The 23,079-nt window shown below is 70.8% G+C and carries 21 protein-coding genes and 1 pseudogene; 15 read left to right on the plus strand and 7 right to left on the minus strand.

Annotated features, from left to right (window positions below; translation table 11 throughout):
- Window positions 1-28 precede the first annotated feature (28 nt).
- The 3 genes from ACO2Q3_RS17280 (at window position 29) to ACO2Q3_RS17290 (ending at window position 4,305) form a co-directional block, all read left to right on the plus strand.
- Window positions 29-979, plus strand: a complete 951-nt coding sequence (locus tag ACO2Q3_RS17280) for an isopenicillin N synthase family dioxygenase (RefSeq protein ID WP_423308752.1) — start codon at window positions 29-31, stop codon at window positions 977-979.
- Window positions 980-1,120: 141 nt separating this feature from the next.
- A complete protein-coding gene (locus tag ACO2Q3_RS17285; protein WP_423308754.1) occupies window positions 1,121-1,744 on the plus strand; it encodes a TIGR02466 family protein in 624 nt (207 codons plus the stop codon).
- 74 nt (window positions 1,745-1,818) lie between these two features.
- On the plus strand, window positions 1,819-4,305 hold the full coding sequence (locus ACO2Q3_RS17290) for an ATP-binding protein (protein ID WP_423308756.1): 2,487 nt from the start codon (window positions 1,819-1,821) through the stop codon (window positions 4,303-4,305).
- 281 nt (window positions 4,306-4,586) lie between these two features.
- Here the strand turns inward: ACO2Q3_RS17290 and ACO2Q3_RS17295 are convergent, their stop codons facing one another.
- Together ACO2Q3_RS17295 and mtgA are read right to left on the minus strand one after the other, a co-directional pair.
- Entirely contained in the window at window positions 4,587-6,140 is a 1,554-nt protein-coding gene (locus ACO2Q3_RS17295) for a VWA domain-containing protein (RefSeq protein WP_423308758.1), read from the minus strand.
- A gap of 242 nt (window positions 6,141-6,382) precedes the next feature.
- Window positions 6,383-7,171: a monofunctional biosynthetic peptidoglycan transglycosylase gene (gene mtgA / locus ACO2Q3_RS17300; RefSeq protein WP_423308760.1), complete on the minus strand. Its 789-nt coding sequence runs from the start codon at window positions 7,169-7,171 to the stop codon at window positions 6,383-6,385.
- Window positions 7,172-7,267: 96 nt separating this feature from the next.
- Between mtgA and ACO2Q3_RS17305 the strand changes: the two genes are divergently transcribed.
- Both ACO2Q3_RS17305 and ACO2Q3_RS17310 read left to right on the plus strand, forming a co-directional pair.
- The gene (locus tag ACO2Q3_RS17305; RefSeq protein WP_423308912.1) at window positions 7,268-7,930 is read left to right on the plus strand and encodes a nitroreductase; all 663 of its coding nucleotides are present in this window, start codon (window positions 7,268-7,270) and stop codon (window positions 7,928-7,930) included.
- A 50-nt stretch (window positions 7,931-7,980) separates the two neighbouring features.
- Window positions 7,981-8,523: an isochorismatase family protein gene (locus ACO2Q3_RS17310; protein WP_423308762.1), complete on the plus strand. Its 543-nt coding sequence runs from the start codon at window positions 7,981-7,983 to the stop codon at window positions 8,521-8,523.
- On the opposite strand, the pseudogene ACO2Q3_RS17315 reads toward ACO2Q3_RS17310, so the two are convergent.
- Together ACO2Q3_RS17315 and ACO2Q3_RS17320 are read right to left on the minus strand one after the other, a co-directional pair.
- Window positions 8,520-8,588: pseudogene (locus ACO2Q3_RS17315) on the minus strand (hypothetical protein); the annotation flags it as partial. The gene ACO2Q3_RS17310 and the pseudogene ACO2Q3_RS17315 sit on opposite strands and share 4 nt — an antisense overlap.
- A 131-nt stretch (window positions 8,589-8,719) precedes the next feature.
- The gene (locus tag ACO2Q3_RS17320; RefSeq protein ID WP_423308764.1) at window positions 8,720-9,754 is read right to left on the minus strand and encodes a WD40 repeat domain-containing protein; all 1,035 of its coding nucleotides are present in this window, start codon (window positions 9,752-9,754) and stop codon (window positions 8,720-8,722) included.
- 158 nt (window positions 9,755-9,912) lie between these two features.
- Here ACO2Q3_RS17320 and ACO2Q3_RS17325 point away from each other — a divergent pair, with 158 nt between their 5' ends.
- Window positions 9,913-10,359 carry an ExbD/TolR family protein gene (locus ACO2Q3_RS17325; protein ID WP_423308766.1) on the plus strand — a complete coding sequence of 149 codons (447 nt, stop codon included), beginning with the start codon at window positions 9,913-9,915 and terminating at the stop codon, window positions 10,357-10,359.
- Window positions 10,360-10,518: 159 nt separating this feature from the next.
- Window positions 10,519-10,950 carry a biopolymer transporter ExbD gene (locus tag ACO2Q3_RS17330; protein WP_423308768.1) on the plus strand — a complete coding sequence of 144 codons (432 nt, stop codon included), beginning with the start codon at window positions 10,519-10,521 and terminating at the stop codon, window positions 10,948-10,950.
- Between the two features lie 216 nt (window positions 10,951-11,166).
- Here ACO2Q3_RS17330 and ACO2Q3_RS17335 read toward each other — a convergent pair whose 3' ends face one another.
- The gene (locus ACO2Q3_RS17335; RefSeq protein WP_423308770.1) at window positions 11,167-12,273 is read right to left on the minus strand and encodes a CobW family GTP-binding protein; all 1,107 of its coding nucleotides are present in this window, start codon (window positions 12,271-12,273) and stop codon (window positions 11,167-11,169) included.
- A gap of 273 nt (window positions 12,274-12,546) precedes the next feature.
- Between ACO2Q3_RS17335 and rplU the strand changes: the two genes are divergently transcribed.
- From rplU to ACO2Q3_RS17350, 3 genes are all read left to right on the plus strand, one after another.
- Window positions 12,547-13,164, plus strand: a complete 618-nt coding sequence (gene rplU, locus ACO2Q3_RS17340; RefSeq protein WP_423308772.1) for a 50S ribosomal protein L21 — start codon at window positions 12,547-12,549, stop codon at window positions 13,162-13,164.
- Between the two features lie 59 nt (window positions 13,165-13,223).
- The gene (rpmA, locus tag ACO2Q3_RS17345) at window positions 13,224-13,484 is read left to right on the plus strand and encodes a 50S ribosomal protein L27 (RefSeq protein WP_423308774.1); all 261 of its coding nucleotides are present in this window, start codon (window positions 13,224-13,226) and stop codon (window positions 13,482-13,484) included.
- Between the two features lie 153 nt (window positions 13,485-13,637).
- On the plus strand, window positions 13,638-14,213 hold the full coding sequence (locus ACO2Q3_RS17350) for a GNAT family N-acetyltransferase (RefSeq protein WP_423308776.1): 576 nt from the start codon (window positions 13,638-13,640) through the stop codon (window positions 14,211-14,213).
- A 66-nt stretch (window positions 14,214-14,279) separates the two neighbouring features.
- On the opposite strand, the gene ACO2Q3_RS17355 is transcribed toward ACO2Q3_RS17350, so the two are convergent.
- Complete coding sequence (locus ACO2Q3_RS17355) at window positions 14,280-15,494, minus strand: M48 family metalloprotease (protein WP_423308778.1); 1,215 nt, start codon at window positions 15,492-15,494, stop codon at window positions 14,280-14,282.
- 4 nt (window positions 15,495-15,498) lie between these two features.
- A complete protein-coding gene (locus ACO2Q3_RS17360) occupies window positions 15,499-16,329 on the minus strand; it encodes a sterol desaturase family protein (RefSeq protein WP_423308780.1) in 831 nt (276 codons plus the stop codon).
- A gap of 183 nt (window positions 16,330-16,512) precedes the next feature.
- On the opposite strand from ACO2Q3_RS17360, the gene ACO2Q3_RS17365 reads away from it, so the two are divergent.
- The 5 genes from ACO2Q3_RS17365 (at window position 16,513) to infB (ending at window position 23,035) form a co-directional block, all read left to right on the plus strand.
- The gene (locus ACO2Q3_RS17365; protein ID WP_423308782.1) at window positions 16,513-16,827 is read left to right on the plus strand and encodes a DUF1244 domain-containing protein; all 315 of its coding nucleotides are present in this window, start codon (window positions 16,513-16,515) and stop codon (window positions 16,825-16,827) included.
- 116 nt (window positions 16,828-16,943) lie between these two features.
- Window positions 16,944-17,519 (plus strand): ribosome maturation factor RimP, encoded by a 576-nt coding sequence (gene rimP, locus ACO2Q3_RS17370; RefSeq protein WP_423308784.1) that lies wholly within the window; start codon window positions 16,944-16,946, stop codon window positions 17,517-17,519.
- Window positions 17,516-19,180: a transcription termination factor NusA gene (nusA, locus tag ACO2Q3_RS17375; RefSeq protein ID WP_423308786.1), complete on the plus strand. Its 1,665-nt coding sequence runs from the start codon at window positions 17,516-17,518 to the stop codon at window positions 19,178-19,180. The genes rimP and nusA overlap by 4 nt, the downstream gene beginning before the upstream one ends.
- Window positions 19,181-19,191: 11 nt before the next feature.
- Window positions 19,192-19,818, plus strand: a complete 627-nt coding sequence (locus ACO2Q3_RS17380) for an RNA-binding protein (protein ID WP_423308788.1) — start codon at window positions 19,192-19,194, stop codon at window positions 19,816-19,818.
- An 85-nt stretch (window positions 19,819-19,903) separates the two neighbouring features.
- The gene (gene infB, locus ACO2Q3_RS17385; RefSeq protein WP_423308790.1) at window positions 19,904-23,035 is read left to right on the plus strand and encodes a translation initiation factor IF-2; all 3,132 of its coding nucleotides are present in this window, start codon (window positions 19,904-19,906) and stop codon (window positions 23,033-23,035) included.
- Window positions 23,036-23,079 lie beyond the last annotated feature (44 nt).

The following is a 23,079-nucleotide window of genomic DNA, read 5'->3' on the forward strand; positions in this document are numbered from 1 at the left end:
GGACCGAAACCGCGTTCTGGAGACCCGTTTGACCGACGTTCTCACCCGGCGGGGCATCGCGCCGGTATCCTTCGCCCGCTACGACGGCGACTTCGAGGGCTTCGCCAAGGACCTCGGCGACAGCTTCGTGCGCTACGGCTTCGCCGCGGTGGAACACCATGGTCTGGATCAGGCCCGGATCGACCGGGCGATCGAAGACGCCAAGGCGTTCTTCGCCCTGCCCGACGACGTCAAGCGCCGCTACAAGATCGAGGGCGCGGGCGGCCAGCGGGGCTACACCCCGTTCGGCATCGAGACCGCCAAGGGCGCCGAGCATTTCGACCTCAAGGAATTCTGGCACGTCGGCCGCGAGCTGCCGCCGGGCCACCCGTTCCGCGCCTCGATGCCCGACAATATCTGGCCCGCCGAAATCCCCGGCTTCAAGGCCGACGAGCTGTGGCTGTACGACGCCCTGGAGGGCTTCGGCCGCAAGCTGCTGCGGGCCATCGCCGCCTACCTGCAGCTGCCCGTCGACTACTTCGAGGACACGGTGGAGAACGGCAACAGCGTGCTGCGCCTGCTGCACTATCCGCCGGCGCCGTTCGACGGGCCGAACATCCGCGCCGGGGCGCACGAGGACATCAACACCATCACCTGCCTGCTGGGCGCCGAGGAGGCCGGGCTGGAGGTGCTCGAGCGCAGCGGCGAATGGCTGGCGATCAACCCGCCCGCCGGTTCGATCGTGGTCAACATCGGCGACATGCTGCAGCGGCTGAGCAACAACGTGCTGCCCTCCACGACCCACCGGGTGGTCAACCCGCCGCCCGAGCGGCGCGGCAAGGCGCGCTATTCGACGCCGTTCTTCCTGCACTTCCGGCCGGATTTCCTGATCAAGACCCTGCCGGGCTGCATCACGCCAGACAACCCCGACCACTATCCGACGCCGATCACGGCGGAGGAGTACCTCAACGAGCGCCTGCGCGAGATCAAGCTGGCGTAGGGCGACACTCTCCTCCCCCGCTGGGGGAGGGGGACCGCGAAGCGGTGGAGGGGGCTCCAGCCAGGCGCGGTCGACTGTTTCTTCGGGAGCCCCCTTCCCCGGCTTCGCCGGGACTTCCCCCAGAGGGGGAAGAGAGGGCCGATGACCACACGATCGCTGTTCGCCACCCAGGTCTATGAAGCCAGCCTGGCGGGGGAGGCCGGCTTCGCCGACTTCAACGCCGAGCTGGCCGACGCCTGCCGGATGTTGGCGGAAGAGGACCGCGCCGGGCGGGCCTGGTGCAAGACGCACGGCTACGGCGGCTACACCTCCTACGCCTCGCTCGACGACCTGCCGCAGCGGGCCACGGCGTTCGCCGACCTGAAGCGGCGGCTGGACCGCCACGCGGGCGCCTTCGCCGAGGCCCTGGCCTTCGATCTCGGCCCGCGCGGGCGGCTGAAGCTCGACAGCCTGTGGGTCAATCTGCTGAAGCCCGGCGCGGCGCATTCCGGGCACATCCATCCGCACAGCGTGCTGTCGGGAACCTATTACGTCGACGTGCCGGCGGGCGCGTCCGGCCTGCGCCTGGAAGACCCACGGCTGGCGCTGATGATGGCCGCGCCACCGCGACGTTCCGCCGCACCCGAAGAACAACGCGCCTTCGTCACCCTCTCCCCGGCGCCGGGAACGCTGTTTCTGTGGGAAAGCTGGCTGCGGCACGAGGTTCCCGCCAACAGCGCACGGTCGACGCGGATCAGCATCAGCTTCAACTATGGCTGGCGGTGAGGCGCAGCGTCGCACCCAAATCTTAACCTCAACCTGGATAATCTGGCAGCCTCAGCAGTCCGCCGGGGGGCGGGATGGACCAGGCCGACGCAAGATCGCCGGAACTCAGGCCGGAAACGCGGGACGAAGATCGCCCGAACTACGAGCGGATCCTTGATCGCGACATCGACTTTGAGGGGCTGAAGCCCAGCTTCGACCGCATCGTCCGCGTGGCGATGGCGCTGTTCGGCGCGCCGGACGGAGAGGTCAGCATCCTGCGGCCCGGCGACATCCCCTGGCGCAGCAAGGGCGGCGCCAGCCCCAACACCGTGTTCACCAACATGGTCATCGACGGCGGCGAAGTCGTCTGGATCGAGGATCTGCGCCGCAACAAGACCCTTAGCGACGCCCTGGAGCCGCACGTGGCCGAGGTGGTGCGCTTCGGCGCGGGCGCGCCGATCCGGCTGGCCAGCGGCGAAAAGGTCGGCGTGCTGGCGGTGTTCGACGTCAAGCCGCACGCCTTCGACGCACGCCTGGCCCGGCGCTTTCAGGATCTGGCCGACCTGATCGCCGACGACTGGGAGCGGCGCGAGGCGATCCTGGCCCGGGCCCGGGCCGAGGCCGAGGCGCGCGCCGCGCGCGCCACCCTGGCTTCGGTGGTGCAGGCCGCGCCGGTGGCGCTGGCGATGACCGACCGCGAGCTGCGCATCATCCAGGGCAGTCCGCGCTGGTTCGAGGAACGCGGCTTCACCCCCGCCCAGGTCATCGGCCGCTCGCTGTACGACATCCTGCCCGGCGCGCGCGAGCGCTGGTCCAGCGCCTTCGACCGCGCCCTCTCGGGCGACACCGTCCGTGGCGAGCGCGTCCGGCTGGACCTGCCGGACGGGCGCACGGTGTGGCTGCGCACCGAGCATACCCCCTGGCGCGACGCCACGGGCGAGATCGGCGGGGTGATGCTGATGAGCGTCGACATCACCGACGTGATCGACGCCCTGGAAGCCTCCGAGCGTTCCGAACAGCGCCTGCTGCTGGCCAGCGAGATCGGCGAGGTGAACATCTGGGAAGTGGACTTCCGCCGGCGGGAGCTGAACGGCCTGGGCTGGAAGGGGCGCGGCTTCGTCGACGCCGAGATCACCTACGAGTACATGGCGGGCGACATCTGGCGGGTCGTCCACCCGGAGGACCGCCCCGCGGCGATCGCGCTGTGGGAGCGCCACCTGCAGGCGGGCGAACCCTTCCGCACCACCTATCGACTGCTGCAGGGCGACCAGCCCGACGTGTGGGTGGAATCAGCCATCGAGGCCGTGCGCGATGACCAGGGCGAGCTGATCCGCGTCGTCGGGGTGGTCCGCAACATCGACCACGAGAAGCGGGCCGCCCTGGCGCTGACCCGGGCGCGCGACGAGGCCGAGGCGGCCAATCGCGCCAAGAGCGAATTCCTGGCCAACATGAGCCACGAGATCCGCACGCCCCTGAACGGGGTGATGGGGGTGGCGAGCGCCCTCGGCCGCAGCAGCCTGGATCCCCGCCAGCGCGAGATGGTCGGCCTGATCGAGTCCTCGGCCCAGACGCTGGAAGCGCTGCTGTCCGACGTGCTGGACCTGGCCAGGATCGAGGCCGGCCGGCTGGAGATGCGCCGCGAGGCGCTTTCCCCTGTCCAGGCGCTGCAGGACGTCGGCGCCCTGTTCCGCGCCGCGGCCGAGGCCAAGGGGCTGGACTTCGCGATCGACCTGCAGGGCGAAGCCTTGCAGCGGACCGTGCTGGGCGACGGCGCCCGGCTGCGCCAGGTTCTGAGCAACCTGGTGTCCAACGCCGTCAAGTTCACCGCCTCGGGCGCGATCGCGCTCAGCCTCTCGGCCGAGACCGAGGGCGACCAGGTGGCCTGCGTGTTCCGCGTGCGCGACACCGGCATCGGCTTCGACGCAGACACCGCGCGCCGACTGTTCGACCGCTTCGAGCAGGCCGACGGCTCGATCACGCGCCGCTATGGCGGCAGCGGCCTGGGGCTGGCGATCTCACGCTCGCTGGCCGCGGCGATGGGCGGCGAGCTCTGCGCCAGCTCGATCCCCGGCGCCGGCTCGGTGTTCGAGCTGCGCCTGAGCCTGGACGCCGCGGAGAGCGACCCGCGGACCGGCTGGCCGGCCGAGGCCACCGACGCCCACGGCGGCGACATCGGCGCCCTGCGGGTGCTGCTGGCCGAGGACCATGCCACCAACCGGCGCGTGGTGCAGCTGATCCTGGGGTCGGCGGGCATCGAACCCACCTGTGTCGAGAACGGCGCGGAGGCGGTGGACATCTGGTCCGTCGGCGATTTCGACCTGGTGCTGATGGACATGCAGATGCCGGTGATGGACGGCCTGACCGCGATCCGCGCCATCCGCGCGCGCGAGGCGGTCGAGGGCCGCGGGCCGGTGACCATCCTGGCGCTGACCGCCAACGCCATGCCCGAGGACGTCGCCGCGACCCGCGCCGCCGGCGCCGACGGCCACCTGACCAAGCCGATCACCGCCGCCAGCCTGCTGGACGCGGTTCGCCAGGCCTCGAGCCTGGATGCCCGATCCCGGGACCGCCTGACCGCCTGACCGCCTGAGGCTCCGCCGAGAGCCTGCGGCCTTTCCGCCGGCCGCCTTGCGCCCCCTCCGTCTCGCCGCCCTCGCGGGCGTCGATCCACCTCCCCCGCTCCGCTGCGCTGCGCAGGGGAGGAGACAGTAGCGCTGCACCCCTCTCCTCCCCTGCGTAGCCGGAGGCGAAGCGGGGGCGGGGGCGCATGGCCGCGCTCACTGGCCGCAAGGAAAAGCGCGCCGGACCTGGGGAGGTCCGGCGCGCGGCGTCCGGTCTTGGGGAGGGCGGACGCCGGGGAGACTTACTTCGACAGCCGCAGGTTCTGGATCGACCCAGCGATGGCGTTGAACACCGTGTTCAGCTGCGAGGAGTCGGTCACGTCGTAGTAGTGATCCGCGCCCGAGGCGCAGGTCTGCAACAGCGTCTGCGAGTGGGTCGAGACCCCGACCCCGATCGAATAGATGATGATGTTCTTAGCCTTCATGTTGGCGCAGGTCGCCAGCTCGCGGCCGTCGATGGCGTTCATCCGGTCGGTGGACGTCGACGAGGTGGTCAGCGCCACGCCGTTGGTGTCGACCAGCCGGCCCTGCCGGATGTAGCCGACGCCGGTGTAGATCGCGTTCTCATAGTCGTTGCTGTAGGTGTCGTTGGTGTTGTCGCCGTCCGTCAGCAGGATGACGATCTTGTCGTGGTTGGCGGTGCCATAGGCCACCCCGTCAGCGAACGGCGCGTTCGGCGACAGCACGTGCCAGCCCCACATCAGGCCCATGGCCACGTTGGTGTTGCCCGTGGCGACCATCGAGTTGAGCGTGTTCTTGGCGGTCGTCGCGTTGGTGGTCAGCCGCTGCAACGGCGCGATGGCGCAGCCTTCGTTCGGGCCGTGGCCGGCGGTCTTGCCCGTCGAGGTGATGTTGCTCTTGTTGCTGCTGGCGTACTTGGCAACCGTCCCCAGGCGGGTGACCCAGCTGGGCGACGACGTCTTGTCGTTGGTGATCCAGTTGTTCTGCGAGCTGTAATAGCCGCCGGAGCCATTGCTGGCCTTGTTGGCGTCAGGCTCGTCCGGCGCGAAGAACGGAACGAACAGGGTATCCGGCGTACCGGTCGTCGGCGCCGTGTCCTGCGTGTCGTAGGGCGCCGGCCGGCTCTCGACGCAGCCACCCCAGGTGAGGCCCATCTGCGAGAGCAGCGTGAAACGGTCGGTGTTGGCTGTGGCGAACACGTCGTGCGTCAGCCCACCGTAGCCGCTGGACGACGGCAGCACGCCGGTCAGCCAGGTCTGGCCCTGGTAGGTCGAGCCGACGTTCACCGTCATCGAGAACGGCACAACCGCGTACTTCACCGCGTTCGGATCGGTGCTGTTGGCCGCCGCGGCGGCCAGGGTGTCGATCAGCGACGAGGCCGCGGACTTCAGCGCGTTGATCTTGCTGCCGCCGCTGCCGAGGTTGGAGGCCATCGAGCCGGTGTTGTCGAGCACCAGGGCGACTTCCAGGTCGTCCATCGTCCGCACCACCTGCGAGGTGGCGGTGATGTTCATGTTGCCCGACATCCACAGGTTCGCCACCACCGGCGTCACCTGCACGGTGGCGGAGGAGTCGATGTAGACGCCGTTCAGGTGGAAGCTGGAGGTCTTCAGCGTCACGCCCGACAGGGTCGACAGATTGGCCGTCAGCGCCGGATTGCCGACGTTGTAGAGCGCCGTATCCGTGGTCGCGGTGGTGGTCCGCGCGGCCATCAGGGTAGCGGCGTCCAGGGCGTCCTGCAGCTGCTGCTTGGCCACCGTGGCGCGGTTCACGTCCACCAGGCCGAAGGCCAGTATGCACAGCGGCAGCGCCAGCAGCGCGAACTGCACCGCCACCGAACCCTCTTCGCGCCGAAACAGCCGCTTCAGGCCCGCAAGTGGCCTGCTCCACGGCGTCGCCGCCGCCCCATTAGCCCGCTTCATCGTCCGCCAGCCCCAGCCTTCACGGCGCCCGGAAGGGGCGCACGCGTCGTAGTTCAGCGGGCATTGTCGTCAGGTTCAGTAAATGAAAGGCCCAATGGAGAAGGTGAATCGGCTGGAAAGTTGTCGATACCTGCCGGCGGCGGGCGGCGGCGAGGTCAGTCCAGCACGCAGGCGGCCAGGCCGCCCCGGCTGACCGTGCCCGACCGGGCGTCGATCTTGCCCGTGCGTCGGCGCACGTACGGCCCCGGATCGGCGGCGCTCCACTTCAGCGGATTGGGCAGGATCGCCGCCAGCCGCGAGGCCTCGGCCGGGCTGAGGGTGCGCGCGCCGTGATGGAAGTAGCGCTGCGAGGCGGCCTCCACCCCATAGACGCCCGGGCCCATCTCCACGGTGTTGAGATAGACCTCCATGATCCGCGCCTTTCCCCAGACCAGCTCGATGAGCACGGTGAACCAGGCCTCCAGTCCCTTGCGCACCCAGGAGCGGTCCGGCCACAGGAAGACGTTCTTGGCGGTCTGCTGGCTGACCGTGGAGCCGCCGCGGATCCTGCCCGGCTTGGCGTCGTTGTGCGCCACCGCCTTCTGGATCGCGCCGAAGTCGAAGCCGTGGTGCGAGCAGAAGTTGGCGTCCTCCGAGGCCACCACCGCCCGGGTCATCGCCGGCGAGATGGACGACAGCGGAACCCAGCGGTGGTCCAGGCCATGGCCCTGGGCCAGGCGCTCGATCATCAGGATGGTGATCGGCACGGGCGCGAAGCGATAGACCACCACCGCGATCGGCGGGGCGACGATCAGGAAGATCAGCAGGCCGACCACCAGGCTGCGCAGCCAGCGCCAGCCGCCGCCGCGCCGCGCCGGCGGCGGCGCCGGGCGCGAGGGCGCGGGCCGGGGCCGGGACGGCGCGGGTCTGGGCGCGGGTTTGGGGCGGGCGGCCGCCTGGGCCATGGGCGAGGGCGCTTGTGCTGACGTGGCGGGAAGGCTGCTAGGCTCGCGGCCATGCGCGGCGCCGTCAAGGCGCTCAAGTCGAACGAGGGTTTGCGAATGGACGTGTCGGAGGCGGTCGCCCGGCGGATCTCGGTGCGGGCGTTCAAGCCCGATCCGGTGCCGGGATCGGTGGTGCGCGCGCTGCTGGAGGCGGCGCAGCGGGCCCCTTCCGGCGGCAACCTGCAGCCCTGGCGCGTCTATGCCGTCGCTGGCGAGCCCCTGGAGGCGCTGAAGGCGCGGGTCGCCTCCAGCCCGATGGAAGAGCCGGAATACGACGTCTATCCCCCCGACCTGTGGGATCCCTTCCGCACCCGCCGGTTCGTCTGCGGCGAAGACCTGTACGCCTCCATCGAGATCCCGCGCGAGGACCGCGCCGGCCGCCTGCGCCAGCTGGCCAAGAACGCGCAGTTCTTCGGCGCTCCGGTGGGCCTGTTCTTCTGCCTGGACCGCAAGCTGGGGCCGCCGCAGTGGTCCGACGTCGGCATGTACATGCAGACCCTGATGCTGCTGGCCGTGGAACAGGGGCTGGACACCTGCGCCCAGGAGTTCTGGGCCCGCTACGCCAAGACCGTCGGCGCCTTCCTGGACCTGCCCGACGACCACATGCTGTTTTCGGGCATGGCGCTGGGCTATCGCGACGAGACGGCGCCGATCAACGGCTGGCGCACCCGCCGCGACCCGTTCGACGCCTGGGCGCACATGCAGGGGTTCGAGGGCTGAGGGCGCCGGACGGTTCTTGATCTGTTCCGTCGGCGTGCTAGGCTGAGAGCATGAGCAGCCCGCCCCCCGCGCCCGTCCTGGTCATCGACCTGCAGACCGGCATGTTCGCCAGCCCGAAGTATCCGCCGATCCACGACGCGGACACCCTGACCGCACGCGCGCGCCGGGTGATCGCGTGGGCGCGCGGCGGCGGGCGCCCGGTGGCCTTCGTCCGTCACGACGGCGAGGCCGGCGACGAGCTCGCCCCTGGCGAGGCCGGCTGGCCCGTCTGGCCGGCGCTGGGCCAGCAGGACGGCGAGCCGACCTTCTCCAAGAGCGTCGGCGACGCCTTCAGCCAGCCGGCGCTGGTGCGCTGGATCGAGGACATGGGCGCCGACGGCGTGGTGCTGCTGGGGGCCCAGACCGAGCATTGCGTCACCGCCACCGTGAACGGCGCCCTGGCGCGGGGCCTGAAGGTGACGGTGGTGGGCGACGCGCACAGCACCTGGGACTTCAAGGGCGAGACCGCCGGCCAGATCATCGACCGCCAGAACCGCGCCTTCGCCGAGGCCGGCGCGACGGTGGTGACCAGCGACGACCTGGTGAAGGTCTAGGCTGCGCTGACCGCCTCCCCTCTTCTCCCCCTTTGGGGGAGGGGGACCGCGGAGCGGTGGAGGGGGCTCCAGGGGGCCGCCGATTCCGCGGCTGCGCCGGCGTGCTTCAGCCCCCATCCCGGCCTTCGGCCGTACTTCCCCCAGAGGGGGAAGAGAAACCGCGCTGCGTCGTTCTGCGGGAGGCGAGCGCTCTGGATCAGAACGGCACCGGGGCCACGCCCGCGCCGCCTTCCTCGTCGCCCCACGCCACGGCGTCGCCCTTGAGCACCAGGGCGCTGATCGGCGGGCCCTTGTCCGCCTTCAGGGTCTCCAGGCGCTGGGTCTTCAGGTCGCAGACCCAGACCCGGCCATCGTCGAGGCCGGCGGCCAGCAGCGTGCGGCCCGGCTCGGCCGACAGCCGCGCCACCAGGGCGCTCTCGTCGAAGCCGATCTCGTTGGCCTGCTTGCCCATCGGCCCGTTGGCGCCCTGGAAGGGCCACAGCACCACGCCGTTGGCGCCCGAGGTGGCCAGCCACAGGCCGTTCTCCAGGAAGGCCAGCGACTTGATCTTGGCCGGATAGCCGCCCATCCGCATGTCCTTGGCGTCGCTCAGCCGCCAGCCGTGCAGGGCGTTCTCCTGCATGGCGCTGAGCAGGAACTTGCCGTCCGGGCTGAAGGCGACCGCCACGTGCGAGCCGGCCCACTTCAGCATCACCGGCTTCTGCTCGGCGATGCGCGCGTACCACAGGGCGACCCCGCCGTAGGTCGCCGCCGCCAGCCGCCGGCCCTTGGGGTCGAAGGCCAGGCCCGCCACCGACTTGTCGTGCGTGAAGCGGCGTTCGAACCTGGCGTCGTCCACGTCGCGCACGTGCACGTCGCGGCCGGCGGCGAAGGCCACCAGGCCGCTGTCCGCCGAGGTCGCGAGGGCGTCGATCCAGCGGCCCTTGAGCTCGGCCAGCACCGCTTGCTCGACCCCGTCGCCGGCCCGGCGCGACCAGACCACCCGGCCGTCGTCGCCGCCGGTGACGACGCCGTCGCCGGACGGATGCGCCGCCGCGCACAGCACCGCCCCGTCATGCGCCTCGCCGCGGACCCCGTCGGCCCAGGCCACCTGGCCGTCGCCCAGGGCGAACACCGCCTGACCGGCCGCCGACGGCGATCCGTCGATCAGGGCGTCGGTGACGTAGGCGTCGAAGGCGAAGGTGCGCGGGGCGGCGTTGGCGGCGGCGGCGGTGGGGGTGCTGGACGTCATGGCGCACGCAGATAGCCCCCCGAGCGCCCGGGCGGAAGGCGCCGGCTTGGACGCACGCCGGTCGGCGAGAGATGGGCTTTACATCGCCCGGCATCCTTGCCATGGGTTCGAACGAACGAAAGCGGCGCCCGACTGGCGGCCGCGCGAGGGAGTATTCCATGGCGGCTAAGCTCAGCGGTGGCGGCGGAGGCAAGAAGTTCAGCCTCGGGCAGAACGCCGACATCAACGTCACCCCCTTCGTGGACGTGATGCTGGTTCTTCTGATCATCTTCATGGTGACCGCGCCCCTGGCGACGGTGTCGATCAAGCTGGACCTGCCGCCCGCGACCCCGCCGAAGAACCCGGACAGCAAGCCGCCGACCTTCATCTCCATCCAGGACAGCGGCCGGATCTACGTCTCGTTCGGCAAGAGCGACATCCGCGAGTCGCGTCTGGAGAACCTGTCCAACGACCTGGCCACCTCGCTGGGCGTGCCTAACCCGACCAACGAACGCGTCTTCATCCGCGCCGACAAGCACGTGAAGTACCGCGAGTTCATGGACGTCATCAATCAGCTGCAGACCGACGGCTACTTCAAGATCGGCCTGATCAGCGAAGAGCTCTAGACCCGCTCGTCCATAGAACAGACTTGTGAAGGCCCGGGACCTGACGGTTCCGGGCCTTTTGCTTGTCTGGACTTCCGGCCGGGCCGACGCTGGCCGCAGGCGAGGCGTGGCGACGGGACCGCTGGGGCTCCCTATCGACCGGCGCCCGGGAGGACGGACATGGCGATGTCGATGGCAGGCCCGCGCGGCAAGGCCGCGTACGCGCTGAAGCAGAACGCCGAGATCAACGTCACCCCGTTCGTGGACGTGATGCTGGTGCTGCTGATCGTGATGATGGTCACCGCGCCCCTGGCCACGGTGGCGGTGAACCTGGACATGCCGCCGGCCACCAGGACGGCCAGCGCTCCGCCCACCGTCCTGTCAGTGACCGACGAGGGCCTGTTCCTGACCACCGGCGCCGCCGCGCGCCCCACCACCCTCGCCGCCCTGCCCGCCGACCTCGGCCGCGCCCTGGGCGCCGCGTCGGCGCACCCCCGGGTGATGCTGCGCGCCGACCGTCACGTGCGCTACGGCCGGTTCATGCAGGTGGTCAACACGATGAAGGCGTCCGGCTACGACCGCATCGGCCTGATCAATGAGGCGCTGAAATAGAGCGCCGAAGGCGGCCTTGCGCGCCCTCCGTCACGTCTCGCTTAGCGAGCCGCGCCACCTCCCCCGCTGCGCCTTCGGCTACGCATGGGAGGAGGAAAACGCGCTGACCTTCTCCTCCCCTGCGCAGCGTAGCGAAGCGGGGGAGGTGGCAGACCGCGAAGCGGGCTGACGGAGGGGGCGCAAGGCCAGCGACGGAACACCCGCCGCGCATCGTCCTCAGGCCACGCAGCTCTCGAAGCCGGCCTTCAGCTGGTCCTCGTTGAGCTCGCGGCCGATGAACACCATGCGGCTGTAGCGCTGGTCCTTGTCGGTCCAGGGGCGCTGGAAGTCGCCCTCCAGGATCATGTGCACCGCCTGGAACACCAGCCGCCGGTCCTCGCCGGCGACGTCGAGGATGCCCTTGGCGCGCAGGATGTTGGGCCCTTGCAGCGCCAGCAGGTCGTTCAGCCAGCGGGTGACCTTGTGCGCGTCCACCGGCTTGTCGAGGCGCAGCGAGATGCCCTTGATGTCCTCGTCATGCACGTGGTCGCCGTGGTCGTGATTGTGCTGATGGTCGTGACCGTGATGGTCGTGGCCGTGGTGATCATGGTCGTGATCGTGGTCGCAGTGCTCGTCGTGCACGTGCCCGGGCTCGCCGTGCGCCGGGTTGAGGAACTCAGGCTCCAGCTCGACGATACGGTCCAGGTCGAAGCCGCCGCGGCCCAGGATGGCGTCCAGCGGCACGTTGGAGCGCTGGGCCCGGTGGATCGGCGCCAGCGGGTTCATCCGCCGCAGCCGCGCCTCGATCATCTTCAGGTCGTCCTCGGAAACCAGGTCGGTCTTGTTGAGCACGATCTGGTCGGCGAAGGCGATCTGCTCGCGCGCCTCGCGGCTGTCGGACAGGCGCAGCAGCACGTGCTTGGCGTCCACCAGGGTGGTCACCGAATCCAGCCGGGTCTTGGCCTTGACGTCGTCGTCGACGAAGAAGGTCTGCGCCACCGGGCCGGGGTCGGCGAGGCCCGTGGTCTCGATGATGATGGCGTCGAAGCCGCCCTTGCCGCCGGCGCCCTTCGCGCCCTGGCGCTTCATCAGCCCCTGGACCACGCGGATCAGGTCGCCGCGCACCGTGCAGCAGACGCAGCCGTTGTTCATCTCGAACACTTCCTCGTCGGCGCCCACCACGAGGTCGTTGTCGATGCCGATCTCGCCGAACTCGTTGACGATCACGGCATAGCGCTTGCCGTGGTCCTCGGTGAGGATGCGGTTGAGGAGGGTGGTCTTGCCGGCGCCGAGATAGCCGGTGAGGACGGTGACGGGGGTCTGGCTGGCTGCGGTCTGGCTCATGCCGCACCATTTAGGGTCGCGAGGCCGCGACGTCCACGGGCGCCCCGCACGCGGCGGCGCGAAGACGGCGCGCGATGACGGGCTTTGGCCGAGGCGCGAAGCAGTCTAGCGTTGCCCGTTCGCCGGTTGCGACGCCAAAGCCGCCGAAAGCCGCCCAAAGCCGCGTTGACTTCGCGGGTCTCGTCGTTATAAAGCCGCCTCCCTTCGCCCGCGGGTCCGCCCTCGGGCGCATTCCTTTTTGCGACGACAGTCTCTTATTCGAAGGCGATACCGATGTACGCGGTGATCAAGACCGGCGGCAAGCAATACCGGGTCAAGGCCGGCGACCTGCTGGTGGTCGAAAAGCTGGACGGCGAGCCGGGCGCGAAGGTCGCGTTCGACCAGGTGCTGGCCATCGGTGAAGGCGACGCCGTCACCATCGGCGCGCCTGTCGTCGAAGGCGCCTCGGTGTCGGCCACCCTGGTGGAGACCCGCAAGGGCGAGAAGGTGAAGATCTTCAAGAAGATCCGTCGCCAGGGCTACCGTCGCACCCGCGGCCATCGCCAGACCGAGACGGTGCTTCGCGTCACCGCCCTGGCCGGTGGCGGCAAGACCGAGACCTGGGACGGCGAGGTCGACCTGACCCCGAAGGCCGAGCTGGACCTGCGCGCGCGCAACCTGGCCCGCTTCGTGAAGGCCCCGGCGGACGCCGCTCCGGCCGCCAAGCCGGCGCCGAAGAAGGCCGCCGCCAAGGCCGCTCCGGCCCCCGAAGCCACGGAAGAGGCCCCCAAGGCCGCCTCCCCGGCCAAGAAGGCCGCCGCCGCGAAGCCCGCTCCGGTGAAGGCCGCCGCGGCCGACGCCGACAAGCCCGCCAAGAAGGCCCCCGCCAAGAAGAAGGCCGACGAGGCGTAAGCGCCTCTTCCCGGATTTTTCACGGCAAAGCCTAGAAATACGAGTTTCGGAGACTAGATATGGCACACAAGAAGTCGGGCGGCTCCTCGCGCAACGGGCGTGATTCTGATGGCCGCCGCCTTGGCGTGAAGAAGTTCGGCGGCGAAGCCGTCGTGGCCGGCAACATCATCGTGCGTCAGCGCGGCACCAAGTTCTGGCCGGGCGACAATGTGGGCATGGGCAAGGACCATACCCTGTTCGCCACCGAGCAAGGCGCGGTGAAGTTCGTCACCAAGCGTGATGACCGCACCTACGTGAACGTGGTGACCGCCGAGAAATAAGCGATCCGAAATTCACCCCCGGATCGCCTCACAATCAGCGATCCGGACGGCGAACCATTGCGGGGGGAGTCCGGACCATCGGACTCCCCCCGCTTTGTTTTTGGCCAAGAGACCTCCAGGCGCGCCCCGCCGAGGAGGCAGGGAGAATCGATCATGCTGTGCACCCGTGAAGGCCTGGAGCCGAAGCGCGTCAACGCCGCCCCGCGCAAGGGGCCGGTGCTGGAGACGCCACGCCTGACGCTGCGCCCGCCGCAGGCGGACGACGCGGCCGCCCTGGCGATGCTCGCCGGCGACATCGGCGTGGCGCGCATGACCCGCGCCATCCCCCACCCGTTCCCCCGCAGCGCGGCCGAGCGGCTGATCGACCACCTCGGCGCCGCCGACTTCGCGCGGCAGGTGGCGTTCGCCGTCGACGGCGAGGACGGCGACCTGGTCGGCGTCGTGGCGTTGGACATGAAGAACGGCCCGGCGCCGGAACTCGGCTTCTGGCTGGGCCGCCCGCATTGGGGCAAGGGCTACGCCACCGAAGCGGTCACCGCCGCCCTCGACTGGGTCAAGGACGAGTGGGGCAAACGCTTCGTCGTCGCCGGCCACTTCGCCGACAACCCGGCCGCGGGCGAGGTGCTGGTCAAGGCCGGCTTCCTCTACACCGGCGAGGTGCGCCAGCTGGCCAGCCGCGCCCGCGGCGGCGCCGAGGCGCCGACCCGGATGATGGTCTGGCTGGCCTAGCGCCTCAGCGGCCGCCGCCCCCGGATAGGCGCGCTTCGCGCTTGTCCGGGGTGGCGACGGATTGACTCATCGACCGGCGGGCGATCCGCCCTGCGGGCCGGGCGCGGCGGAAACGCCGTGTCCGGCCTTCCAGCGCATGGCGTGCAGGATGCGGTTGCGCAGCGAGGGGTGATCGAAGAACAGCGCCTCCTCCAGCGGCCCCGGGTCGACCTTGTCGTCGCGCCAGCCGCGCAGCAGGTTCAGGGCCAGGCCGTCCGGCGCGCGGGCGTGGTCCAGCGAGAACTGGTCGGCGCGCACGTTGATCCAGCGATCGTAGGCCCGCTCGGCCAGGGCGCTGGCGCCGATCGCCAGCACGGCCGCCATCAGCGCCGCCGGCAGCGCGACCAGGTCGCCCGGTCCGCGGCCTGCGCCTTCGCCCAGCAGCGCGGTCAGGGGCCCCGCCAGCCTGTGGATGGCGAGCAGTCCCGCCAGGACGCTGAGCGCCAGCAGCAGGGCGAAGCCGAACTGGTCGCCGCGCACGAAGTGGCCGGCGAGGTGGCCGATGGCGGCGCGCATCTCCGGCACGCTGGCGTGGTCCAGCATGCCCTGGTTCACCACCACCCGGGCCTGGCCCGGCAGGCCGGTGACGTCGCCGTCCACCTCCGGGCTGGCCACGAGATAGACGTCCCTGGCCGACAGCCCGGCGTCGTGGATCAGGCTGAGCATCCCGTCGCGCGCGGGGCCGGGCGGCAGCGGCGGCAGGTGCGCCGGTCCGGCGCGGCCGGCATAGGGCCCCCACACCAGGCCGATCAGCGCCAGGCCGGCGATGGCCCCGGCCCACGCCCACCAGGTGCGCGGCAAGGCCCGCGCCAGGCCCTGCAGACCGCAGGCGACCACGGTCAGCCCCAGCAGCAGCGGCAGGTCGCCGCCCCAGGCCCGGGCCAGATAGACGCCCACCGGCGCGGTGGGCCCCAGCCGCGTGCGGTCGGCCAGCCAGGCGACGGCCACGTCGAGCGGCAGCTTGACCAGGATCATCGCCAGGAACAGCACGAAGGCCCCGGCAAGGCCCGCCAGCCATGGCCGCGGCCGCTCCGCCTCGATGCGGGCGGCCAGCTGGGGCAACAGGCGCGACTTCATGACGATCAGGGCGACGGCGATGATCAGCACCCCGCCCAGCACCCAGGCCGCCTCGCGCTGTTCGGCGTAGGCCGCGCCCGCGGCGCGCAGGGCCGGCGACAGGCCATCGATATAGAGATCGGTCGCCTCGACAGGATCGAAGGCCGCCGGGGGCGTCGCGGCCATGGCGTCAGGCCGCCGGGGCGTCCACGCCGGGCGCGGCGGGCCGGGCGCGCAGCCGGCCGGCCACCTCGCGGAACGGCCAGACGAGCTGGGCCAGGAAGCCGTCCGGCGTGTTTTCCGCGCCGAACACCTGCGGCCGCTCGCCCTTGGGCATGTAGAAGGTGCCGAACATCAGGTCGAGGATCGGGAAGGTCGGGGCGAAGTTCTTGTCGCGCACATTGACGTCGTCGACGTGGTGCCAGCGGTGGAACACCGGGGTGGCGACGACATAGCGCAGGGGCCCCAAGTCCCAGTCCAGATTGGCGTGGACGAAGGCGCCCATGACGATGTTGAACGGCCCCAGCACCACATAGACCATCGGCGAAAAGCCCAGCGTCTGCACGATCGCCGCGACCATCCCGCTGTAGACCACGAACTGGGCCGGATGGATCCGGTAGGTGGTGGTCCAGTCCACATGCCGCGAGCTGTGGTGGATGGCGTGGAACGGCCACAGGGCGTGGCCGTGGAACAGCCGGTGCAGCCAGTACTGCAGGACGTCGGTGACGAACAGCACCAGCAGGGCCTGCACGGCCAGCGGCAGGGTCGGCAGCCAGCCGTAGCCGGCCTCGATCGCCCGGATCGCCGCGGGCGCCCTGGCCCCCAGCGCCGCGCCGACGCCCGCGTGCATCAGCGCCAGCGACACATTGCCGTAGAACAGGGCGCTGAACACGAAGTACAGCGCATCGACCCCCAGCTCCTTCCACACCACCGGCGGCTGGTCGGGATTGCACGGCCGAAGCCGCGCGGCCACGCTGAACAGCAGGGCGCAGACGGCCAGGACGAAGAGGGTGAGCGTCATGTGGCGCCTCGATCTTGAGGCCCGGACCCTGCGCCGGACGGCTCTAAGTTTGCGTAAAGGCCGCCCCCGGGGGCCCCCTCCCGGGTACCGGCAGGCGGGGAGGATGTCAGGTCAAGCCGCGGAGGCTACGCCGCGCCCGCCCGATGCGCTAAGGATCGGCCCCCACCGATGCAGGAGACCGCCGTGGCCCAGATCGATGACAGGCTCGCCGCCGCCGCCTTCCGCCGCCTGGTCGAGCATCTGCAGATGCGCACCGATGCGCAGAACGTCGACCTGATGGGCCTGGCGGGGTTCTGCCGCAACTGCCTGGGCGACTGGCTGAGCGAGGCGTCGGACGGCGCCCTGGATCGCGCGGCGGCCCGCGAGCTGGTCTACGGCATGCCGCAGGCGCAGTGGAAGGCGCTGCACCAGGCCGAGGCCACCCCCGAGCAGCTGGCCCGCATGGAGACCAGCCTGGCGATCAACGAGCGTCTGCGGGGGGACCGCGAGGGGGGCTGACATTCGGCAGCCGGCTTGCTATATAGGCCCCTCATCGTCCGTTAGCGCTGGATGGCGCTTACGAGCGGCGGCCCGGAAGGCCCGCCGCTTTTTGTTTGCCGTTGGAGTTGCCAAGCTTGCGCGGGAAGACCGCCGAAGATTTGAGCCTGCTGGAGCTGCTCGACCCCGTGGCCGAGGCGGCGGGCTATGAGATCGTCCGCCTGCGCCTGATGGGCGGGCGCGAGACGCGGCGGCTGCAGATCATGGCCGAGCGGGCCAGCGACGGGACCATGCTGGTCGAGGACTGCACCGCCCTGTCGCGGGCGATCTCGCAGGTGATGGACGCCGCCGACCCGATCAGCGGCGAATACACCCTGGAGGTCTCCAGCCCCGGCATCGACCGGCCGCTGACCCGGCTGAAGGACTTCGAGACCTTCGAGGGCTTCGAGGCGCGGCTGGAGCTGGACCGCCTGGCCGAGGGGCGCAAGCGCTTCAAGGGCGAGCTGGCCGGGATCGAGGGCGACAACGTCGCCCTCAACCTGGAAGGCGAGGACGAGACCGCCCTGTTGCCGTTCGCCTGGATCATCGACGCCAAGCTGGTGCTGACCGACGAACTGATGAAACGCGGCGCCGAGGCCCGCGCGGCCCGGCTGGCCGAAGAAGCCCCCGAAACGAACGACCAAGATACCGACGAAGAGGACGTCATCCCATGAGTGTCACCGGCATTGCCGCCAACCGTCTGGAGCTGCTCCAGATCGCCGACGCGGTGGCCCGCGAGAAGTCGATCGAGCGCGAGGTGGTGATCGAGGCGATCGAGGAGGCCTATCAGAAGGCCGCCCGCGCCCGCTATGGCGCCGAGCACGACATCCGCGTGCGGGTCGACCCGAAGACCGGCGAGACCACCTTCAAGCGCTACGTCACCGTGGTCGAGGACGACGCCGAGGAGGTCAACGAGTACGCCCAGAAGCGCATCTCCGACGCCCTGCGCGACGACAAGACCGCCACGGTCGGCAAGGTCTACGAGGAGATCCTGCCGCCGTTCGAGATCGGCCGGGTGCAGACCCAGATGGCCCGCCAGGTGGTCACCGGCAAGGTCCGCGAGGCCGAGCGCGAGCGCCAGTACGAAGAATTCAAGGACCGCGTGGGCGAGATCGTCAACGGCGTGGCCAAGCGGGTCGAGTACGGCAACGTGATCGTCGACCTGGGCCGCGGCGAAGGCATCATGCGCCGCGACCAGTCGATCCCGCGCGAGACCTTCCAGGTCGGCGACCGGGTGCGCGCCTACATCTATGACGTCCGCCGCGAGACCAAGGGTCCGCAGATCATGCTCAGCCGCGCGCACGGCGGCTTCATGGCCAAGCTGTTCGCCCAGGAAGTGCCGGAAGTCTACGACGGGGTGATCGAGATCCGCGCCGTGGCCCGCGACCCGGGCAGCCGCGCCAAGATGGCGGTGGTGTCGAACGACTCGTCGATCGACCCGGTCGGCGCCTGCGTCGGCATGCGCGGCAGCCGCGTGCAGGCGGTGGTCGCCGAACTGCAGGGCGAGAAGATCGACATCATCCAGTGGAACCCGGACGAGGCCACCTTCCTGGTCAACGCCCTGGCCCCCGCCGAAGTCACCAAGGTGGTGATGGACGAGGAGGACGAGCGGGTCGAGGTGGTGGTGCCGGACGAACAGCTGTCGCTGGCCATCGGCCGCCGCGGCCAGAATGTCCGTCTCGCCAGCCAGCTGACCGGCTGGCAGATCGACATCATGACCGAGAGCCAGGAGAGCGAGCGCCGCCAGCGCGAGTTCGCCGAGCGCACCGCCCTGTTCCAGGAAGCCCTGGACGTGGACGAGGTGATCGCCCAGCTGCTGGTCACCGAGGGCTTCGCCACGGTCGAGGACGTCGCCTATGTCGAGGCCGACGAGATCGCTCAGATCGAGGGCTTCGACGAGGACACCGCCGAGGAAATCCAGGCGCGCGCCCGTGACTACCTGGAAAAGGAAGCCGCCGAATACGACGCCAAGCGCCGCGAGCTGGGCGTCGAGGACGCCGTGCTGGAGATCGAGGGCGTGAGCCTGCCGATCGCCGTGGCCCTGGGCCAGGGCGACGTGAAGACCGTCGAGGACCTGGCCGGCCTCGTTCCGGACGACATCCGCGGCTACTACGAGTCCAAGGACGGCGAGCGGGTGCGCGAGCCGGGCATACTGGAAAGCTTCAACCTGTCCGCCGAGGACGCCGAGGCCCTGATCATGCGCGCCCGCGTGGCCATGGGCTGGATCGAGCCGGAAGCCGAGATCGAGGAAGAATTCGCCGAAGAGGACGAGGCGCTGGGCGCCGAGGCCGCGGCGGAGGAAGCCGTGATCGAGGGCGGCCAGACGGAGGGCTGAGCCCAAAGCCCATGCCCCCCGCCACCCTCGCCGAGGCCGCCCGCGAACGCCGTGACATCGTCACCGGCGAGGTGATGGACGAAGAGCGCCTGATCCGCTTCGTGGCGGGTCCGGAGGGCGTGGTGACGCCTGACGTGGCGCGCAAGCTGCCGGGTCGCGGCCTTTGGGTGGCGGCGGACCGCGCCTCGGTGGAGACCGCGGCGAAGAAGGGTCTGTTCTCCCGGGCGGCCAAGGCCAAGCTGACGGCGCCGGCGGACCTGGCCGACCAGGTCGCCGACCTGCTGACCCGGCGGCTGCTGGCGGGGCTGGGCCTGGCGCGGCGGGCGGGCGAGCTGCTGCTGGGCTTCGAGAAGGTGTCGACCGCCCTGCGCGGCGGCAAGGTGGCGGTGCTGGTGGAGGCCCTGGACGGCGCGGCGGACGGTCGCGGCAAGCTGCTGTCCGTGGCCCGCAAGGTGCAGCCGGCGCCGATCGTGATCGGTCTGTTCACGTCGGGCGAATTGGGTTTGGCCTTGGGCGCCGAGAATGTGGTACACAGCGCCTGCCTTGCGGGGCGGACTGCTGATCGCTGGACTTTCGACGCCCGGCGACTATCTGGCTTCCGTCCGCTCTTCCCTGAGAGTTGGCGCGAGGAGCCTTGAAAGGGCGGGGTCTTCCCCGCCCCTTGAGGCATTTCGAATTTGTGTGCCGGGCGATGTGCCCGGTTGGATTTAGTCAAGCGAGCGCATGACGGACGACAACGAAAACGACCGGTCCAACTCAGGCCAGGGGGGCCGCGCGCCCCTGACCTTGAAGCCGCGCAGCGGCGGGGCGGTCAGCGCCGGGGTGGTGAAGCAGACCTTCAGCCACGGCAGGTCGAAGACGGTGGTGGTGGAGACCAAGCGCCGGCGCATCGATGCGCCTGCGCCGAACCTCGCCGCGCCCTCGTCGTCCGAGAAGCGCACCTTCGACACTCGCGGCCCCGCGCCCGCGCCGCGCCCGGCTTCCGGGCCGTCGTCCGCCGCCGGCGGCCTGTCGGAGGAGGAGCGCCTCGCCCGCCAGAAGGTGGCCGCGGAGTTCGCCCGCCAGCAGCAGGAGCGCCAGGCCGCCGAGGCCGAGGCCCGCGCCCGTGCGGCCGAGGAGGCCCGCCGCCGCGAGGCGGAGGCCGCCCGCGCCGCCGAGCCGGCCCCTGCGCCCAAGCCGGTCGAGCCGACCCCGGCGCCCGCGCCTGCGCCGCAACCGGTCGCCGCCCAGCCGGCCGCGCCGCCGCCGGCGGCCCCGCCGCCCGTGGCCCCGCAGCCGGTGGCCGCCGCGCCGGCCCCGACTCCCGCGCCGACGCCGCAACCCCAGGCTCCGCGTCCCGCGCCGCAGCCGGCGCCTATCGCCCGCGCGCCGGAACACCGCCCGGCGGCGCAGAGCCATTCGGCGCCGCGCCAGGATCGCGGTCCTGCGCCCGGCCAGACGCGCACCTACGATCCCTCGCAGGCCCGCCGCGACGACCGCCAGAGCACCACCACCTATCGGCCTGACCGGCCGCAAGGCGGCGCGCCGCGCCCGGACATCGCCTTCAACCAGCGCGCCCCGCGCGAAGGCGGCTACCAGCAGCGCCCGCCGCGTGAGGGCGGTCCCGGCGGCGGCTTCCGCGACGGTCCGCGCAGCGAGGCGCCGCGTGGCGATCGCGGCGGCGACCGTCCGCCGGCCCGCCCGGGCGAGACGGTGCGCTATTCGGCCCTGGCCCCGCGCCCGGCGCCGGGCGCCCGTGGTCCCGGCGGCCCGCGCCCCGGAGGCCCGCGTCCGCCGGCCGCCGGCGCCGCGCCGGCCGGTCCCGAGATCCAGCGCGCCGCCCGCCAGACGCCGCGTCCCGGCAGCCTGAACCTCGACCGTCGTCCGGACTTCGACGAGGAAGAGGCGCGCCGCGGCAAGGCCAATGCGGCCAACGCCAAGGCCGTGTCCCGCACCAAGGGCGAGCCCAAGCGGCGCGAAGGCCGCCTGACCATCCAGGCCGTGGCCGGGGATGACGAGGGCGCCGTCGAACGCATGCGCTCGCTGGCCTCGGTGCGCCGGGCCCGCGAACGCGAGCGCGAAAAGCGCAAGGGTCACGTCGAACAGTCGCGCATCGCCCGCGAAGTGGTCATCCCGGACGTCATCACCGTCCAGGAACTGGCCCAGCGGATGGCCGTGCGCGGCGTCGAGATCATCAAGTTCCTGATGCGTCAGGGCGTGATGCTGAAGATCAACGACGTGATCGACAACGACACCGCCGAACTGGTGGCCACCGAATTCGGCCACACCGTGCGCCGCGTGTCGGAGAGCGACGTCGAGACCGGCTTCCTGGCCGACGCCGACATCGACGATCATCTGATGCCCCGCCCGCCGGTCGTGGCGGTGATGGGTCACGTCGACCACGGCAAGACCAGCCTGCTGGACGCCCTGCGCGCCACGGACGTGGCGGCCGGCGAACACGGCGGCATCACCCAGCACATCGGCGCCTATCAGGTGCGGCTGGCGGACGGCGAGAAGGTCACCTTCCTCGACACCCCGGGCCACGCGGCGTTCAGCGCCATGCGCGCCCGCGGCGCCAACGTCACCGACATCGTGGTGCTGGTGGTGGCGGCCGACGACGGCGTGATGCCCCAGACCATCGAGGCCATCCAGCATGCGAAGGCGGCCAATGCGCCGATCATCGTGGCCATCAACAAGATGGACAAGCCGGACGCCGACCCGACCCGGGTGATCAACGAGCTGCTGCAGCACGAGATCGTGGTGGAAAGCCTCGGCGGCGAGACCCAGGTGATCGAGGTCTCGGCCCTGAAGCGGACCGGCCTGGAGAACCTGCTGGAAGCCATCCTGCTGCAGGCCGAGGTCATGGACCTGAAGGCCAACCCCGACCGTACGGCCGAGGGTGTGGTCATCGAGGCCAAGCTCGACCGCGGCCGCGGCGCCGTGGCCACCGTGCTGGTCAAGCGCGGCACCCTGCGGCGCGGCGACATCGTCGTGGCCGGGGCCAACTTCGGCCGCGTGCGCGCCCTGCTCAACGAGCGGGACGAGCAGCTGACCGAGGCCGCGCCCTCGACGCCGGTGGAGATTCTCGGCCTGGACGGCGCGCCCGACCCGGGCGAGGCCTTCGCCGTGGTGGAGAACGAGGCCCGCGCCCGCGAGCTGACCGAGTACCGGATCCGCCAGAAGCGCGAGCGTTCGCTGGCCCCGGTCGGCGCCGGTTCGTCGATGGCCGACATGATGGCCAAGCTGGCCGACAAGAAGGTCTCGGAACTGCCGCTGGTGATCAAGGCGGACGTCCAGGGCTCGGCCGAAGCCATCGTCGGCTCGCTCGACAAGCTGGCCACCGACGAGGTGCGCGCGCGCATCATCCTGTCGGGCGCCGGCGGCATCAACGAGAGCGACGTGATGCTGGCCAAGGGCGCCGGCGCGCCGGTGATCGGCTTCAACGTCCGCGCCTCCAAGCAGGCCCGCGACCTGGCCGAGAAGGAAGGCGTGGAGATCCGCTACTACGCGATCATCTACGACCTGATCGACGACATCAAAGGCGTGCTCTCGGGCATGCTGGCGCCGATCCAGCGGGAAACCTTCCTGGGCAACGCCGAGGTGCTGCAGGTGTTCGACATCACCAAGGTCGGGCGCGTGGCGGGCTGCAAGGTCGTCGAGGGCGTGGTCCGCAAGGGCGCGCGGGTGCGGATCGTCCGTCAGGACGTGGTCGTGCTCGAGCTCGGCACCCTGGAGACGCTCAAGCGCTTCAAGGACGAGGTCAACGAGGTCCAGTCCGGCCAGGAATGCGGCATGGCGTTCAAGGGCTTCCAGGACATCAAGGCCGGCGACCAGATCGAGTGCTTCACCGTCGAAGAGATCAAGCGCTCGCTGTAGCCGCTTCCTCCCTCCCCTTCATGGGGAGGGAAGATCGCATAGCG

The organism is Caulobacter sp. KR2-114 (genome assembly GCF_049446115.1).
In the GTDB taxonomy this organism is placed as follows: domain Bacteria; phylum Pseudomonadota; class Alphaproteobacteria; order Caulobacterales; family Caulobacteraceae; genus Acaudatibacter.

Excerpts from the sequence above, each read along its gene's own strand:
- ACO2Q3_RS17285 (WP_423308754.1), top strand. The coding sequence starts at position 1,121 with ATGACCACACGATCGCTGTTCGCCACCCAGGTCTATGAAGCCAGCCTG.
- ACO2Q3_RS17290 (WP_423308756.1), top strand. The coding sequence starts at position 1,819 with ATGGACCAGGCCGACGCAAGATCGCCGGAACTCAGGCCGGAAACGCGG.
- mtgA (WP_423308760.1), bottom strand. The coding sequence starts at position 7,171 with ATGGCCCAGGCGGCCGCCCGCCCCAAACCCGCGCCCAGACCCGCGCCG.
- ACO2Q3_RS17305 (WP_423308912.1), top strand. The coding sequence starts at position 7,268 with ATGGACGTGTCGGAGGCGGTCGCCCGGCGGATCTCGGTGCGGGCGTTC.
- ACO2Q3_RS17310 (WP_423308762.1), top strand. The coding sequence starts at position 7,981 with ATGAGCAGCCCGCCCCCCGCGCCCGTCCTGGTCATCGACCTGCAGACC.
- ACO2Q3_RS17320 (WP_423308764.1), bottom strand. The coding sequence starts at position 9,754 with ATGACGTCCAGCACCCCCACCGCCGCCGCCGCCAACGCCGCCCCGCGC.
- ACO2Q3_RS17325 (WP_423308766.1), top strand. The coding sequence starts at position 9,913 with ATGGCGGCTAAGCTCAGCGGTGGCGGCGGAGGCAAGAAGTTCAGCCTC.
- ACO2Q3_RS17330 (WP_423308768.1), top strand. The coding sequence starts at position 10,519 with ATGGCGATGTCGATGGCAGGCCCGCGCGGCAAGGCCGCGTACGCGCTG.
- ACO2Q3_RS17335 (WP_423308770.1), bottom strand. The coding sequence starts at position 12,273 with ATGAGCCAGACCGCAGCCAGCCAGACCCCCGTCACCGTCCTCACCGGC.
- rplU (WP_423308772.1), top strand. The coding sequence starts at position 12,547 with ATGTACGCGGTGATCAAGACCGGCGGCAAGCAATACCGGGTCAAGGCC.
- rpmA (WP_423308774.1), top strand. The coding sequence starts at position 13,224 with ATGGCACACAAGAAGTCGGGCGGCTCCTCGCGCAACGGGCGTGATTCT.
- ACO2Q3_RS17350 (WP_423308776.1), top strand. The coding sequence starts at position 13,638 with ATGCTGTGCACCCGTGAAGGCCTGGAGCCGAAGCGCGTCAACGCCGCC.
- ACO2Q3_RS17355 (WP_423308778.1), bottom strand. The coding sequence starts at position 15,494 with ATGGCCGCGACGCCCCCGGCGGCCTTCGATCCTGTCGAGGCGACCGAT.
- ACO2Q3_RS17360 (WP_423308780.1), bottom strand. The coding sequence starts at position 16,329 with ATGACGCTCACCCTCTTCGTCCTGGCCGTCTGCGCCCTGCTGTTCAGC.
- nusA (WP_423308786.1), top strand. The coding sequence starts at position 17,516 with ATGAGTGTCACCGGCATTGCCGCCAACCGTCTGGAGCTGCTCCAGATC.
- ACO2Q3_RS17380 (WP_423308788.1), top strand. The coding sequence starts at position 19,192 with ATGCCCCCCGCCACCCTCGCCGAGGCCGCCCGCGAACGCCGTGACATC.
- infB (WP_423308790.1), top strand. The coding sequence starts at position 19,904 with ATGACGGACGACAACGAAAACGACCGGTCCAACTCAGGCCAGGGGGGC.